Here is a 16,158-nt window from a genome sequence, read left to right on the forward strand (position 1 = left end):
GTTCGGCAATTTCAGCATCGGTCGGCAGGAATTCGATCTGCCGATCCAGCAAGCCCTCGGCTTCCAAGGTGCTGATGAAGTGCATCTTCGAGCCAAGACGGGTCGCGCTCATGCGCTCCATCAAGGTCAGCGCCTGGTTTTGCCGGTAGTTGTCATTCAATACCAACTGCGCCACTTCGTCGGTCATCTTGGCCAACAACTTGTTGCGTTCGGCCAATTTCAAGCGATTCTTCTGCACTTCGCCATTGAGCAGAATCTTGATGTTGACCTCGTGGTCGGAAGTATCCACACCCGCCGAGTTGTCGATAAAGTCGGTATTGAGCAACACACCGGCTTGCGAGGCTTCAATACGGCCCAGCTGGGTCATGCCCAGATTGCCACCCTCACCCACGATCTTGCAGCGCAGATCGGCTCCATTGACACGCAAGCCGTTGTTGGCGCGATCGCCGGCATCGGCGTGGGTTTCCTTACTGGATTTGACATAGGTACCAATGCCGCCATTCCACAGCAGATCCACCGGTGCACGCAGCGCCGCATGCATCAACTCGTTCGGTGTCATTGACTTGATTCCATCGGCAATGCCCAAGGCTTCGCGCACCTGCGGTGTGATGTCGATGGATTTCAACGAACGCGGATAGATGCCGCCACCCTTGCTGATCAGTTTGACGTTGTAATCGGCCCAGCTGGAACGCGGCAAGTCAAACAAACGCTGGCGTTCCTTGAACGACACCGCCGCATCCGGGTTCGGGTCCAGCACGATATGGCGATGGTCGAACGCGCATAGCAGGCGGATATGTTCGGACAACAACATGCCATTGCCGAACACGTCACCGGACATGTCACCGATTCCCACACAGGTGAAATCCTGGGTTTGGCAATCGCGACCCAGCGCACCGAAATGGTGTTTCACCGATTCCCACGCGCCGCGTGCAGTGATACCCATGCCCTTGTGGCTGTATCCGGCGCTGCCGCCGGAGGCAAACGCATCATCCAGCCAATAACCATGCGCCTGCGCAATGGCGTTGGCGATATCGGAGAAGCTGGCGGTGCCCTTATCTGCTGCAACCACCAAGTACGGATCATCGCCGTCATGCCGTACTACTTGCGCCGGTGGCAACACCTTGCCGGACACGCTCAGATTGTCGGTAATGTCCAGCAATCCATTAATGAAGCGCTTGTAGCAGGCGATGCCTTCGGCCAACCAAGCATCACGATCCACCGCAGGATTGGGCAATTGCTTGGGATAGAAGCCGCCCTTGCTGCCCACTGGCACGATCACGGTGTTTTTCACCATCTGTGCCTTCACCAAGCCCAATACTTCGGTGCGGAAATCTTCACGACGATCCGACCAACGCAGGCCGCCGCGGGCCACCGGCCCAAACCGCAAGTGGGTGCCTTCCACGCGCGGGCCACACACCCAGATTTCGCGGAACGGACGTGGCTTGGGCAGATCCGGCACCTTGGCAGTATCGAACTTGAAACTGATGTAGTCGGCCGGACCACCGTCCTTGCGCAGGCCATCCTTGTAATTGATGTAGTAATTGGTGCGCAACGTCGCGTCAATGACGCCGATGAAGCTGCGCAAAATGCGGTCTTCATCCAAACTGGCGACGCGATCCAAAAGCCCTGTCAAGGCGCTGCGTGCAGCGTCGATTTGTTGCTCGCGATTACCCTCACGCACGGCGACCAGAGCTTGCAGCGCACCCAACGCGGCATCATCGCCGGCAGCTAACAACTTGAGGCTGCCGCCAAAGCGCTGCATGCCCTGCTTGATCTCGGCCGCACTCTCGTTACCCGTGGCCGGGTGGAAACGCGCCTCGAACAATTCCACCAACAAACGCGACAACAACGGATAGCGCGCCAGCGTGGCCTCCATGTAACTTTGCGAGAACGGCACACCCGTCTGCAACAGATATTTGCAGTAGGCACGCAGCATGGCGACCTGCTTCCAAGTCAGCCCTGCTGCCAACACCAGCCGGTTGAAACCGTCATTTTCGGCATCGCCACGCCAAACCGCCGCAAAGGCATCTTCAAAATCTTCATCCAAAGCATCCACATCCAGCGGACCAAGCAGAGACTGCACTTCAAATTCCTGAATCCATGCCAGCCCGGCCTCGCCATCCACGCGGTACGGGTGTTCGGTGATCACGCGCAGACCCATGTTTTCCATCATCGGCAACGCATCCGACAGCGGAATATCCTGCAACTGGCGGTATAACTTGAAGCGCATGTCTTGTTTGCGTGGATCCACGTACAACGACAGGCGCAAATCTTGTGGGCCGGTCAATGCTGCAATGTATTCCACGTCGTCAGCAGCGATGTCGGGGCTGACCTCTTCGATATAGCCTGCCGGCAAGGCATTGCCAAAGCGAGCGGCAAGACGCAGACCGGCTTCTTCACCGTGACGTGCCACCAGACGCTCGCGCAGCTCATCGCGCCAATCGCGCACGATCTTTGCCAGCCCCGCCTCCAACGCTGGCAGGTCAATGCTGACCTCGTCGTTCCGTTGGCTGGGGCGAATGATGATGTGCATTTGGGCCAGTGGTGAATCGCCGATCTGCACATTGGTATCCACACGATCGCCGCCCAAGGCATCGCGCAGCATCGCCTCGATGCGATGGCGCACCTGGGTGCTCATACGTTCCCGCGGCACATACGCCAAGGCCGAGAAATAGCGACCATAGCGATCACGCCGCACGAACAACTTGCTGCGCACGCGCTCTTGCAAACCCAGAATGCCCATGCAGATCTTGAATAGCTCGTCTTCGCTGGCCTGGAACAGCTCGTCGCGTGGCAGGGTTTCCAAGATGTGGCGCAGGGCCTTGCCGCTGTGGCTATTGGGATCCAACCCGGATTGCTCCATCACGTAGGCGTGGCGCTCACGCACCAACGGGATGTCCCACGGCCGACGGGTGTAAGCACTGGAGGTATACAGACCAACGAAGCGCTGTTCAGAAATGGCGCGCCCTTTGCCATCAAAGCCCAGCACACCGATGTAATCCATGTAGCCTTGCCGGTGAACGCTGGCGCGTGCATTGGTCTTGGTCAGGATCAACGCATCCACCGAACCAGACTGCGGCATGTAGTGCGCCGCCAATGACTTCACCGGACGTGCCTTGCCGGTATCGTCCCCGCGCAACAGGCCCATGCCACTGCCCGGCACCGACGCCAGCACATCATCCTTGCCCTGTTTTTCGATCTTGTATTCGCGATAGCCGAAGAAAGTGAAATGCTCGTCTGCCGCCCAACGCAAAAACTCTTGCGCCTCGTGTTTGCCGGCATCGCTTACCGGCAGTTTGCGCGCACCCAACTCCTCGGCGACTTCGCGCATACGGTCGCGCATGGGCTCCCAGTCGTTGACGATGGCGCGCACATCATCCAGCACCTTGCTGATCTGCGCCTTGATGTTCGCCAGCGCCGCCTGCGGCTGGCGGTCGATTTCCAGATACATCAGCGATTCGTTGCTGCCGTCACCCACCGCCACCAACTTGCCGGTCTTGTCACGATTCAAACGCGCCACCGGGTGACCCAACAGATGTACACCGATGCCAAGTTCGGCCAATACCATGCTCACCGAGTCCACTAGAAACGGCATATCGTCATTGGCAATTTGCAGCACGGTGTGTGGCGACACCTTCGCGTCAGCCTTCAGCACCGGGTTGAACAGCTGGATATTGGCCTTGCCGCGCTTGCGCGTACGTGCGAACTCGAGCATCCCGACAATACGCTCGGCCCAGCCGGCGGCGCCATGGCGGCCAATTTCCTCGGCATCCATGCGCCTGCAGAACGCTGCCGCAAAGGCGCGAGCCTGCTCAAGCGTGGCCTTGTCTACCCGCTTGGCCAAGGCATCGAGAATCGGTTTCAGAGGTTCGCCTGCGTTGGTTTCGGCTGACTTGTTCATTTGACGCGTCTCCAAAGGGAAGCGGCCGCGCAGAGGGCGCGGCCGCAGGGATGTGAGGTAAGGGTTATCGCAAACCGGTTTCGTGGCGGGCAATGACCAGCCGCTGGATTTCACTGGTACCTTCGTAAATCTCGGTGATTTTGGCGTCGCGGAAATAGCGTTCGATGGGCATCTCCTTCGAATAGCCCATGCCACCGTGGATCTGTAGCGCTTGATGGGTGATCCACATTGCCGCCTCCGACGCGGTGAGCTTGGCCACGGCGGCCTCGGTGGAAAACCGCTGACCCTGGCCCTTCAACCACGCTGCGCGCAGCGTAAGCAGCAACGCGGCATCCAGCTTGCACTTCATGTCCGCGATCTTGGCTTGCGTCATCTGGAAGGTGCCAATCGGTGCGCCAAAGGCGTTGCGTTCTTTCACATACGCCAAGGTGGCTTCATAAGCAGCACGGCCGATGCCAATCGCCTGTGAGGCGATACCAATACGGCCGGCATCCAGCACGCTCATCGCGATCTTGAAGCCATGACCTTCGCTGCCCAATACATCTTCGGCGGATGCCACGTAATCGGTAAATTCGATTTCACAGGTGGCTGACGCGCGTATGCCCAACTTCGGCTCGGTTTTGCCGCGATGAAAACCGGCACGCGTGGTGTCGATCATGAACGCGGTGATGCCACGTGCGCCCTTGTCGGCATCGGTCATTGCGAACAGCACGATGTATTTGGCCACCGGCCCGGAGGTGATCCAGCTCTTCTTGCCGTTGATGACATAGCTGCCATCGACCTGCTTGACGGCCTTGCAGCGCATTGCGGTGGCATCTGAACCTGATTGCGGCTCGGTCAAGGCGAATGCGCCAATTTCGCGTCCTTCGGCAATATCGCGCACGTATTGTTGCTTCTGCGCTTCGCTACCGAAGGTCAAAATGCCATTGCAGAAAAGCGAATTGTTGACCGACATGATGGTGGAATGCGCTGCATCCGCAGCTGCAATTTCGATCATCGCCAGCACATAGCTAACTGAATCCATGCCGGCCCCACCGTATTCGGTGGGGACTTCGATCCCCATCAAACCGTTTTCGCCCAAAGCACGGATATTCTCCAGCGGGAATTCGCCGGTTCGGTCGTGGTGTTCTGCACTTGGCGCGATTTTTTCGCGCGCAATGCGGCGGGCAACATCCTGCAGCATCCGCTGCTCTTCGCTATATCCGAACTCCACAACCGCCTCGCCTGCTTCGAAGAAGCGTCATTGTAGCAACCTCTGGCACCGAAGTCGCTTGACCGCAATCCCGCATCGCGCAACAATTATCTTTGAATCGCGATGGAAAGATATAAATGGATCTCGAAACTTGGTCGTCGCATCTGAAGGTTTTTGCCGACGCCACCCGGGTGCGCCTGCTGGCGCTTCTGGAAGGCGAGGAACTGACGGTGGCAGAGCTTTCTGCAATCACCCAGCTGGCCCAACCACGCGTCTCCACCCACCTTGCCAAACTCAAGGATGCCGGGCTCGTGCGCGACCGCCGCGCCGGCGTCTCTGCCTATTATCGTTTTGACGATAGCGCGATTGAGCCCCCGCAGCGTGCGCTATGGCATTCGATCAGCCACGGCAGCGACGACCCACTGCTGCGCCAAGATGCCGAACGCGTGCCTGCCGTGCTGGCGATGCGTGCCGCTGACCAAAATTGGGCCGACTCGGTGGCAGGTGACATGGAGCGCCATTACTCGCCGGGGCGCACGTGGGAGGCCTTGGCACGCACCGCGATTCCGTTGCTATGGCCGGGCGATGTGCTGGATATCGCCTCGGGCGACGGCGTGCTGGCCGAGTTACTGGCACCACATGCACATCGTTATGTATGTATTGATTCCAGCCAACGCGTGGTGGCGGCGGCCAGCGAGCGCCTGCGCCGCTACGGCAACGTAGAGGTTCGCGAAGGCGATATGCACGCGCTGCCGTTTGATGACGAAAGTTTCGATCTGGTCGTGCTGATGCACGCCCTGACCTACGCCGCCAGGCCTGCACAGGCGGTTGCCGAAGCCGCACGTGTGCTGCGCAAGGGCGGACGCTTGCTGCTATCCAGCTTGGCCCGCCATGAACACCGCGCCGTGGTGGATGCATATGGCCATATCAACCTCGGGTTTGGCGAAAAGGACTTGCGCAAATTTGCCGAAAAAGCCGGCTTGAGCATTGCCAATTGCGGCACCGTCACCCGCGAGCGCCGCCCGCCGCATTTTGAAGTGATTTCACTGACCGGCATCAAGCCGTAAGGAATACGTGTCATGTCCCTCCCCTGGCTTCATCCGGCGCGGGTTGCCGCGCTACAAGCTGCTTTGAGCCAACGTATCCTGATCATTGATGGCGCGATGGGCACCATGATTCAGCGCCATGAATTGAGCGAAGCCGACTATCGCGGCACACGCTTTGCCGACGGCTTCGATGCGTTGTTTACGCAGGCAGGCCACCAGCACGGCCCCGGCTGTGGCTGCGAAGGCCATGACCAGCGCGGCAACAACGACCTACTCAGTCTTACCCGCCCCGACATCATCGGCGGCATTCATCGCCAGTATCTGCAAGCCGGCGCTGATCTTGTTGAAACCAACACCTTCAATTCCACCAGTATCTCGCTGGCCGACTACCGCTTGCAGCATCTGGTGCGCGAGTTGAACCGTGAAGGTGCACGCTTGGCACGCGTCGAATGTGATGCCATGCAAGCGCATACACCCGGCCAACCACGCTTTGTGATTGGCGTATTGGGCCCCACCAGCCGCACCGCTTCACTGTCGCCGGATGTGAACCGCCCGGGCTTTCGTGCCATCACCTTCAACGAACTGGCCGAGGCCTACCGCGAATCGGCACGCGGCCTGATCGAAGGCGGTGCCGATGTGCTGATGGTGGAAACCGTGTTTGACACCCTCAATGCCAAGGCCGCGCTGTTTGCCATTGATGATGTGTTCGACGAAATCGGCGCACGCCTGCCAGTGATGATCTCGGGCACGATTACCGATGCCTCGGGCCGCACCTTGTCCGGGCAGACTGCCGAGGCGTTCTGGTATTCCTTGCGACATGTGCAGCCACTCGCCATTGGTTTGAATTGCGCACTGGGTGCCAAAGACCTGCGTCAGCATGTGGATGTGCTGGCGCAAGTGGCCGACACCTATGTCAGCTGTCACCCCAACGCCGGCCTGCCCAATGCGTTTGGTGGTTATGATGAAACCCCCGAAGACATGGCCGAAGTACTGCGTGAATTTGCCCAAAGCGGCTTGATCAATCTGGTCGGCGGCTGCTGCGGCACCACGCCTGAACACATCCATGCGATTGCACAAGCGGTACATGCGCTACCGCCACGCGTGGTACCACAGTTGGAGGACGTGGCATGAGCCGCCTGCTTCGGCAAACCCGCCTCAGCGGCCTGGAACCGCTGACCATTACCCCGGAATCCAACTTCATCAACGTGGGCGAGCGCACCAATGTCACCGGCAGTGCGCAATTCAAGAAATTGATCATGGAAGGCCGCTTGGACGAGGCCGTGGTGGTGGCGCGGCAGCAAGTGGAAAACGGCGCGCAGGTGCTCGACGTCAATATGGACGAAGGCCTGCTGGATTCCAAGAAGGCGATGGTCGAGTTCCTCAACTTGATCGCCGCCGAACCGGACATCGCCAAAGTGCCGGTCATGGTGGACTCATCCAAATGGGAGGTGATCGAAGCCGGTTTGCAGTGCTTGCAGGGCAAAGGCATCGTCAATTCGATTTCGATGAAAGAAGGCGAAGCCGAATTTCTGCGGCAGGCGCGCCTGGTGCGGCGCTATGGTGCAGCGGTAGTGGTGATGGCGTTTGATGAAGCGGGCCAGGCCGATACCGTCGAGCGCAAGGTTGAGATCAGTTCGCGCGCGTACGCGCTGCTGACCGAAGAAATTGGTTTCCCGCCGGAAGACATCATCTTCGATCCCAATTGCTTTGCCATTGCCACCGGTATCGAGGAGCACAACGATTACGCGGTGGCGTTTATCGAAGCCTGCCGCGAAATCAAACGCCGCCATCCGTTTAGCCATATCTCCGGCGGCGTTTCCAACGTGTCGTTTTCGTTCCGTGGCAACGAGGCCGTGCGTCAGGCCATTCACGTGGTGTTTTTGTATCACGCGATCCGCGCCGGCATGGACATGGGCATCGTCAATGCCGGCGCACTGCCGGTGTATGACAGTCTGGATGCGGATCTGCGCGAACGCGTGGAAGACGTGGTGCTTAATCGCCGCGATGATGCCACCGAACGCTTGCTCGAAATCGCCGACCGCTTCAAAGGCAAGAAAGGCGAAAAGAAAGTCGAAGATCTGGCATGGCGCGACAAGCCGGTAGGCCAGCGTTTGGCGCACTCGCTGGTGCAAGGCATCGACGCCTATATCGAAACCGACACCGAAGAAGCCCGCAGCCTGTCCACGCGCCCGCTGGACGTCATCGAAGGCCCGTTGATGGACGGCATGAACGTGGTTGGCGACCTGTTCGGTGCCGGCAAAATGTTCTTGCCGCAGGTGGTCAAATCCGCGCGCGTCATGAAAAAGGCAGTGGCCTATCTGCTGCCCTTCATCGAAGCTGAAAAACTGCGCACCGGCGACGCCGGCAAAAGTAATGGCAAGATCGTGATGGCCACGGTCAAAGGCGATGTCCACGATATCGGGAAAAATATCGTTGGCGTGGTACTGGCCTGCAATAACTTCGAGGTGATCGACCTTGGGGTGATGGTGCCGGCGCAAAAGATCTTGGATACCGCGATTGCCGAAAACGCCGACATGATTGGCGTATCCGGCCTGATCACGCCGTCACTGGAGGAAATGAGCCACGTTGCCCGCGAGATGCAGCGGCAGGGCTTCACCATCCCGCTGCTGATTGGTGGTGCCACCACATCGCGTGCGCATACCGCGTTGAAAATTGACCCGCATTACAAGTCACCCACGGTATGGGTGAAAGACGCATCGCGCGCGGTAGGTATCGCGCAAACGCTGCTGTCGCCGGAGCTACGCGGACCCTTCATGGCCGCCAACGATGCCGACTATGCCGATATCCGCCAGCGTCATCGCCAACGCGATGGCAAACGTTTGGTGACGTTGGAAAAAGCCCGCGCGCACAAGTTCACTTTCGACTGGGCCAACTACACCCCGCCGGCGCCATTGCAACCGGGACTGCATGTGTTTGATGACTACCCGTTGCAGGAACTGGTGGATTGCATCGACTGGTCGCCGTTCTTCAATGCGTGGGAGTTGGCCGGAAAATTCCCGGCGATCTTGACCGACAGCATCGTGGGCAAACAGGCCAGCGAGTTGTACGCCGATGCGCGTGCGATGCTGAAGCAAATCGTCAGTGAAAAATGGCTCACTGCCAAAGCAGCCTGCGGGTTCTGGCCGGCCAATACCGTGGGCGACGATATCGTGCTGCAAAAAGACGGTGCCGATGTGTGGCTGCGCTGCTTGCGTCAACAGGCCGACAAACCCATCGAGCGCCCTAACCTGTGTTTGGCCGATTACATCGCCCCGCAAGACAGTGGCAAACAGGACTGGGTGGGCGCATTCGCGGTGACCACCGGACTGGGGATCGAGCCGCATCTGGAACGCTTCCGCGCCGAGCACGACGACTACAACGCGATCTTGCTCAAATCCTTGGCCGACCGCTTGGCCGAAGCCTTCGCCGAACGTCTGCACCAGCGCGTGCGTACCGAATTGTGGGGCTATGCCGCGGACGAGCAGTTGAGCAATGACGATTTGATCGCCGAGCGCTATCAAGGCATCCGCCCTGCCCCCGGCTACCCGGCCTGCCCCGAACACAGTGAAAAACGCGTGGTGTTTGACTTGCTCAAAGCCACTGATAACGCCAATATCACCCTGACCGACCACTTTGCGATGTACCCCGCAGCCAGCGTGTCGGGTCTGTATTTCAGCCACCCCGATAGCCATTATTTTGTGGTAGGCCGGGTCAGCAAAGAACAAGTGACCGACTACGCCAAACGCAAAGGCGTGGATTTGGCGCAGGCCGAACGCTGGCTGTCGTTCAATCTGGATTACGACCCGGAATAGGTTGCGCACCCAAAGCCGAAACAGCAACGCCCGGTCGGGCCGGGCGTTGCTGTTTCAAACTACAGCGCAAGCATCACGCCGCAACGGTATCCGCAATCGCCCTGTACTCCTCGATCCGGTCGAAGTTCATGTAGCGATAGATCTTGTCGCCATTGGCATTGATCACGCCGATGTCGGCCATGTATTCCTCACGCGTGGGAATCCGGCCGAGGCGTGCGCAAATCGCCGCCAACTCGGCCGAACCCAGGTACACATTGGTATTGCGGCCCAAGCGGTTGGGGAAGTTGCGGGTGCTGGTGGACATCGCGGTGGAGCCTTCACGAATCTGCGCCTGGTTGCCCATGCACAGCGAACAGCCGGGCATTTCGGTGCGCGCACCGGCGTTGCCAAAGGTGCCGTAGTGGCCTTCCTTGGTCAGCTCGCTGGCATCCATCTTGGTGGGCGGTGCAATCCACAAGCGGGTGGGCAGGTCGCGTTTGCCTTCCAACAATTTGGCAGCGGCACGGAAGTGGCCGATATTGGTCATGCACGAACCAATGAACACTTCGTCGATCTGCGCGCCAGCTACATCGGACAGGGTTTTCACATCGTCCGGATCGTTCGGGCAGGCCACGATGGGCTCGTGCACGTCGGCCAGATCAATGTCGATGACCGCCGCGTACTCGGCATCGGCATCCGGCTCCAGCAATTGCGGGTTGGCCAACCAAGCCTCCATTTTCTCGATGCGGCGCGCCAGCGAACGCGCATCTTGATAGCCTTCGGCAATCATGTTTTTCAACAGCACGATATTGCTGTTGAGATATTCAATGATCGGCTCTTTGTTCAGGCGCACGCTGCAACCAGCGGCGGAGCGCTCGGCCGAGGCATCGGACAATTCAAAAGCTTGTTCCACCTTCAAGTTCGGCAAGCCTTCGATTTCCAGGATGCGGCCAGAGAAGATATTTTTCTTGCCGGCCTTGGCCACCGTCAACAAACCCGCCTTGATCGCGTACAGCGGGATCGCGTTGACCAGATCACGCAGGGTGACCCCCGGCTGCAATTCGCCTTTGAAGCGCACCAGCACCGATTCGGGCATGTCCAGCGGCATCACCCCGGTGGCGGCGGCAAATGCCACCAAGCCGGAGCCGGCCGGGAACGAAATCCCCACCGGGAAACGGGTATGGCTATCACCGCCGGTGCCCACGGTATCAGGCAGCAACATGCGGTTGAGCCAGCTGTGGATCACGCCATCGCCGGGGCGCAGCGAAATGCCGCCACGGGTGGAAATGAACTGCGGCAAGGTGTGATGGGTTTTCACATCGACCGGCTTGGGGTAGGCGGCGGTGTGGCAGAAGCTCTGCATCACCAGGTCCGCGCTGAAGCCCAGGCAGGCCAGGTCTTTCAGCTCGTCGCGGGTCATCGGACCGGTGGTGTCCTGGCTGCCTACCGAGGTCATCTTCGGCTCGCAATAGGTGCCCGGGCGCATGCCCTTGCCTTCCGGCAGACCGCAGGCGCGGCCCACCATCTTCTGCGCCAAGGTGAAACCCTTGCCGGTATCCGGCGGATTGACCGGCAGGCGGAACAGGTGGGTGGCCGGCAAGCCCAGCGCTTCACGCGCCTTGGCGGTCAGGCCACGCCCGATGATCAGCGGAATACGGCCACCGGCACGCACTTCGTCCAGCAGCACGTCGGATTTGAGTTCGAAGCTGGCGATCACTTCGCCAGCTTTCAGTGCCTTGCCTTCATACGGACGCAGCTCGACCACGTCGCCATGTTGCATCTGGCTGACATCCAGCTCGATCGGCAGCGCCCCGGCGTCTTCCATGGTGTTGTAGAAAATCGGCGCGATCTTGCCGCCGAGGCACACACCACCGGCGCGCTTGTTGGGGATGTAGGGGATGTCATCGCCGGTCCACCACAGCACCGAGTTGGTGGCCGATTTGCGGCTGGAGCCGGTACCGACCACGTCGCCCACGTAGGCCACCAAATGACCTTTGTCCTTCAGTGACAGGATATTTTGAATCGGCCCGCGCTTGCCGTCTTCTTCCGGTTGGAATGGTGCATCCGGGCGCGCATTTTTCAACATTGCCAGTGCATGCATCGGGATGTCGGGGCGGGTAGTGGCGTCCGGCGCAGGCGACAGGTCATCGGTATTGGTTTCGCCGGGTACTTTGAACACGGTGATGGTCAGGCTGGCCGGTACTTCCGGCTTGCTGGTGAACCACTCGGCCTCGGCCCAGCTTTGCAGCACGGCTTGCGCATTGGCGTTGCCGGTCTTGGCCTTGTCCTGCACGTCATGGAAGGCATCGAACACCAGCAAGGTGTGCTTGAGTGCATTGGCCGCCACGCTGCCAATCTCGGCATCGTCCAGCAATTGCACCAACGGGGCGACGTTGTAGCCGCCCAGCATGGTGCCCAGCAACTCGGTGGCGCGGGCGCGGGAAATCAGCGCATTGGTTTCGCTGCCAAACGCAATCGCCGCCAAATACGAGGCCTTGACCTTGGCGGCATCGTCCACGCCGGCCGGCACGCGATTGACCAACAAGTCCAGCAGGCACTCAGCTTCCTCCGCCGGCGGGGCTTTCAGCAATTCAATGACCTCGGCGGTCTGCTGCACCGTCAGTGGCAGTGCGGGGATGCCCAGCGCGGCACGCTCGGCAAGGTGTTGGCGGTATGCATTCAACATGGGGGAGGTCTCCAGTGAGGTGGTGCGATCAAACGTTTGGCACGATCAACTTCAAGCCTTTGAAGTAGTCGCGATGAAATTCGGCATCGAAGGTGAGTAGCGCATCGCATTGCAGCAGCGCGTGGGCACCAGTCAGGAAATCGGAAATCGGGCGTGTGGCGGCCCCACGTTGGCGTTGCCGGCGCTGCATTTCGCCAGCACGTAAGGCGGATTTGGGTTCAATCGCGGCAAAATGCACGCCCATTTCTTCCAGCGCGGCCAGTGCGTCGGCACCGTTACGCAAACTGGCGCACAACTGCGCCAGTGCGGCATCGCAAATCACCACCCGGCCCGCGCCAAGGGCTTGCCGCAACCCTACTTCCACCGCATCGGCGCGTGGGCCATTGGCCAGCAATTCCACCAACACCGGGGCATCCACCGCAATCACGCGGCCTTGCCTTTGTTGGCTGGGCTGGCATCCAGCGCAAACTTGCCGCGCACGCGCGAAATCGCATCGTCCACATGCTTGCTCAGCACAATGCGGCTGCCATCCAGTTCCACTTTCAGCACGCTGCCCTTGGCCAGCCCCAATGCATCGCGCACGGCTTTGGGCAAGGTGATTTGGCCGCGCTCGGCAACGGTGGCTTCCATCGCGCACATCCACTTTGGTATGCATGAATTATACATACTTTTTCAACCCTACTTAATCCCGCAATTGCCGCCTTCAAGGAACTGGTTGCTACACCACTGCAACGGAATGCTTACAGTTCAGCGCATACACTTGCGGCATCCCTGCAATCGGAAGCCTGCCATGTTGAATTCCTTTGCCACCCGCGCCCAGCTTGATGTGAATGGCAACACCTATGCCTACGCCAGCCTGCCGGCGCTGGGGCAGCGGTTTGACATCGCGCGCCTGCCGTATTCGCTGAAAATCCTGCTGGAAAACCTGTTGCGGCATGAAGACGGCGTCAGCGTGCTGCCGGCGCATATCGAAGCGCTGGCCCAGTGGAACCCCGCCGCTGAACCTGCCACCGAGATCGCCTTCATGCCGGCCCGCGTGATCTTGCAGGATTTCACTGGAGTACCTTGCGTGGTGGATCTGGCGGCGATGCGCGACGCGGTGGTGAAACTGGGCGGCCGGCCCGAGCAGATCAACCCGCTGATTCCGTCGGAATTGGTGATTGATCATTCGGTGCAAGTGGACGTGTTCGCCCGCCCCGATGCGCTGGACGCCAACGGCCGGATCGAATTCGAACGCAATACCGAGCGCTACGGCTTCCTGCGCTGGGGGCAAAAGGCCTTTGGCAACTTCAAGGTGGTGCCGCCCAACACCGGCATCGTGCATCAGGTCAACCTGGAATATCTGGCGCGGGTGGTGATGACGCGTGAGCTGGATGGCGTCCAGTGGGCCTTCCCTGACACCCTGTTTGGCACCGACAGCCATACCACCATGGTCAATGGCATCGGCATTCTGGGCTGGGGCGTGGGCGGTATCGAGGCGGAAGCCGCGATGCTGGGGCAGCCTGCCTCCATGCTGATCCCGCAAGTGGTGGGCTTCAAGCTGACCGGCAAACTGCCGGAAGGGGCGACCGCCACCGATCTGGTGCTGACCGTCACCGAGATGCTGCGTCGGCACGGTGTGGTCGGCAAGTTTGTCGAATTCTTCGGCGCTGGGCTGCAACACCTGCCGCTGGCCGACCGTGCCACGATTGGCAATATGTCGCCCGAATATGGCGCCACCTGCGCCATTTTCCCGATTGATGCCGAATCACTGAATTATCTGCGCCTGTCAGGTCGCAGTGATGATCAGATCGCCCTGGTGGAGGCCTATGCCAAGGTGCAAGGCCTGTGGCACGACGCCAGCAGCCCGCACGCGCAGTACAGCGCCACCTTGGAACTGGACATGGGCACCGTGCTGCCCTCGCTGGCCGGTCCCAAGCGCCCGCAAGACCGGGTCTTGCTGACCGACATGCCAAGTGCCAGCCGCGCGGCAATCAGCCAACTCACCGCCGCCCGCGACAAGCGCAGCAGCGAGGTGGCTGATTTCATCGCCGAAGGTGGTGGCGCGGCCGTGGGCAACGAACAACATGGCAAAGGCCAGGCCGATATCGCCATCGACGGCAGCCACATGCGGATCAAGGATGGCGCGGTGGTCATTGCCGCGATTACCTCGTGCACCAATACCTCCAATCCGGCCGTCATGGTGGCCGCTGGCCTGCTGGCGCGCAATGCGGCCGCACGTGGGCTGACCCGCAAACCGTGGGTCAAAACGTCGCTGGCACCCGGTTCACGGGTGGTCACGGATTACCTGCAACGCGCCGGGCTGCTGGCCGAGCTGGAAAAAATCGGCTTCTACACCGTGGGCTATGGCTGCACCACGTGTATTGGCAATTCCGGCCCGTTGCCGGTCGAAGTCAGCGCCGGAATTGCGGCCGGTGATTTGTGCGTGGCCTCGGTGTTGTCGGGCAACCGCAATTTCGAAGGCCGCATCCACGCCGAAGTGAAGATGAACTATCTGGCCAGCCCTCCGCTGGTGGTGGCCTACGCGCTGGCCGGCAGCACCGAACTCGATATCACCAAGGAGCCGCTGGGCACCGATACCCATGGTGCACCGGTGTATCTGAAAGAGTTGTGGCCCAGCAACCAGGACATCCACAACACCATTTTGGCCACGCTTGGCCCGGACATGTTCAAGCAGAACTACGCCGACGTGTTCAAAGGGGATGCACGCTGGAACGCCATCGCCTCACCGGATGGCGAACTGTATGCCTGGAATGCGGAGTCCACCTACATCAAGAACCCGCCCTACTTCGACGGCATGACCATGCAGGTGGGCCGCATCGACGACATCCACGGCGCGCGCGTGCTGGGCTACTTCGGGGACTCCATCACCACCGACCACATCAGCCCGGCCGGCAGCATCAAGAAAGAGTCGCCGGCCGGCCGTTACCTGATTGCCCGTGGCGTGGCCCCGCAAGATTTCAACAGCTATGGCAGCCGGCGCGGCAATGACGATGTAATGGTACGCGGCACCTTCGCCAATATCCGCATCAAGAATTTGTTTTTCGGTGGCGAAGAAGGCGGCAACACCCTGTACTTCGGCGCGCAGCCGCCGGAGAAAATGGCGATCTTTGATGCCGCGATGCACTACAAAGCGGACGCCACCCCGCTGCTGGTGATCGCCGGCAAGGAATACGGCACCGGTTCCAGCCGTGACTGGGCCGCCAAAGGCACGTTGCTGCTCGGCGTGAAAGCGGTGATTGCGGAAAGTTTCGAGCGCATCCACCGCAGCAACTTGGTGGGCATGGGCGTGCTGCCGCTGCAATTTCGCGCGGGACAGAACGCCGCCAGCTTGGGCCTGGATGGCCATGAGACCTACGCGGTATCCGGGCTGGCCGATGGCGCTTCGAAGCTTGCCACCGTCACCGCCACCCGCGTCGATGGCCGCATCATCACTTTTGAAGTCGATGTATTGCTGCTCACACCCAAGGAAGTGGACTACGCCCGTCATGGCGGCGTGTTGCAGTATGTGCTGCGGCAGTTGGCGGCGCGCGCAGATTGAA

General features: G+C 60.1%; 9 protein-coding genes. 4 read left to right on the forward strand and 5 right to left on the reverse strand.

Features of this window, described 5'->3' with window-relative positions; all coding sequences use genetic code 11:
• The coding region (locus QWB57_RS06750; RefSeq protein WP_288968889.1) for an NAD-glutamate dehydrogenase domain-containing protein at positions 1-3,901 on the reverse strand (3,901 nt) is incomplete at its 3' end.
• A 64-nt stretch (positions 3,902-3,965) separates the two neighbouring features.
• On the reverse strand, positions 3,966-5,114 hold the full coding sequence (locus QWB57_RS06755) for an acyl-CoA dehydrogenase family protein (RefSeq protein WP_223628537.1): 1,149 nt from the start codon (positions 5,112-5,114) through the stop codon (positions 3,966-3,968).
• 116 nt (positions 5,115-5,230) lie between these two features.
• Between QWB57_RS06755 and QWB57_RS06760 the strand changes: the two genes are divergently transcribed.
• Genes QWB57_RS06760 through metH form a run of 3 tightly spaced genes read left to right on the forward strand, consistent with a single transcriptional unit; the run spans position 5,231 to position 9,951 of the window.
• The gene (locus QWB57_RS06760; RefSeq protein WP_223628535.1) at positions 5,231-6,160 is read left to right on the forward strand and encodes a metalloregulator ArsR/SmtB family transcription factor; all 930 of its coding nucleotides are present in this window, start codon (positions 5,231-5,233) and stop codon (positions 6,158-6,160) included.
• Positions 6,161-6,172: 12 nt separating this feature from the next.
• Positions 6,173-7,270, forward strand: coding sequence for a homocysteine S-methyltransferase family protein (locus tag QWB57_RS06765; protein ID WP_223628533.1), 1,098 nt, complete (start codon positions 6,173-6,175; stop codon positions 7,268-7,270).
• On the forward strand, positions 7,267-9,951 hold the full coding sequence (metH, locus tag QWB57_RS06770; protein WP_223628530.1) for a methionine synthase: 2,685 nt from the start codon (positions 7,267-7,269) through the stop codon (positions 9,949-9,951). The genes QWB57_RS06765 and metH overlap by 4 nt, the downstream gene beginning before the upstream one ends.
• A 73-nt stretch (positions 9,952-10,024) precedes the next feature.
• On the opposite strand, the gene acnB is transcribed toward metH, so the two are convergent.
• From acnB to QWB57_RS06785, 3 genes are read right to left on the reverse strand one after another with little or no spacing between them, the layout of a single operon-like run.
• On the reverse strand, positions 10,025-12,616 hold the full coding sequence (gene acnB / locus QWB57_RS06775; RefSeq protein WP_223628528.1) for a bifunctional aconitate hydratase 2/2-methylisocitrate dehydratase: 2,592 nt from the start codon (positions 12,614-12,616) through the stop codon (positions 10,025-10,027).
• Positions 12,617-12,644: 28 nt separating this feature from the next.
• Positions 12,645-13,043 (reverse strand): type II toxin-antitoxin system VapC family toxin, encoded by a 399-nt coding sequence (locus tag QWB57_RS06780; RefSeq protein WP_223628524.1) that lies wholly within the window; start codon positions 13,041-13,043, stop codon positions 12,645-12,647.
• Positions 13,040-13,246, reverse strand: coding sequence for an AbrB/MazE/SpoVT family DNA-binding domain-containing protein (locus QWB57_RS06785; RefSeq protein WP_223628520.1), 207 nt, complete (start codon positions 13,244-13,246; stop codon positions 13,040-13,042). The genes QWB57_RS06780 and QWB57_RS06785 overlap by 4 nt, the downstream gene beginning before the upstream one ends.
• A 160-nt stretch (positions 13,247-13,406) precedes the next feature.
• On the opposite strand from QWB57_RS06785, the gene acnA reads away from it, so the two are divergent.
• Positions 13,407-16,157: an aconitate hydratase AcnA gene (gene acnA, locus QWB57_RS06790; RefSeq protein ID WP_223628518.1), complete on the forward strand. Its 2,751-nt coding sequence runs from the start codon at positions 13,407-13,409 to the stop codon at positions 16,155-16,157.
• Position 16,158: the final 1 nt, after the last annotated feature.

Origin of the sequence: uncultured Thermomonas sp. (genome assembly GCF_937872235.1) — a bacterium.
Lineage (GTDB): Bacteria > Pseudomonadota > Gammaproteobacteria > Xanthomonadales > Xanthomonadaceae > Thermomonas > Thermomonas beijingensis.

Coding starts and splice junctions, on each gene's coding strand:
- QWB57_RS06760 (WP_223628535.1), top strand. CDS start 5,231: ATGGATCTCGAAACTTGGTCGTCGCATCTGAAGGTTTTTGCCGACGCC.
- QWB57_RS06765 (WP_223628533.1), top strand. CDS start 6,173: ATGTCCCTCCCCTGGCTTCATCCGGCGCGGGTTGCCGCGCTACAAGCT.
- metH (WP_223628530.1), top strand. CDS start 7,267: ATGAGCCGCCTGCTTCGGCAAACCCGCCTCAGCGGCCTGGAACCGCTG.
- acnB (WP_223628528.1), bottom strand. CDS start 12,616: ATGTTGAATGCATACCGCCAACACCTTGCCGAGCGTGCCGCGCTGGGC.
- QWB57_RS06785 (WP_223628520.1), bottom strand. CDS start 13,246: ATGGAAGCCACCGTTGCCGAGCGCGGCCAAATCACCTTGCCCAAAGCC.
- acnA (WP_223628518.1), top strand. CDS start 13,407: ATGTTGAATTCCTTTGCCACCCGCGCCCAGCTTGATGTGAATGGCAAC.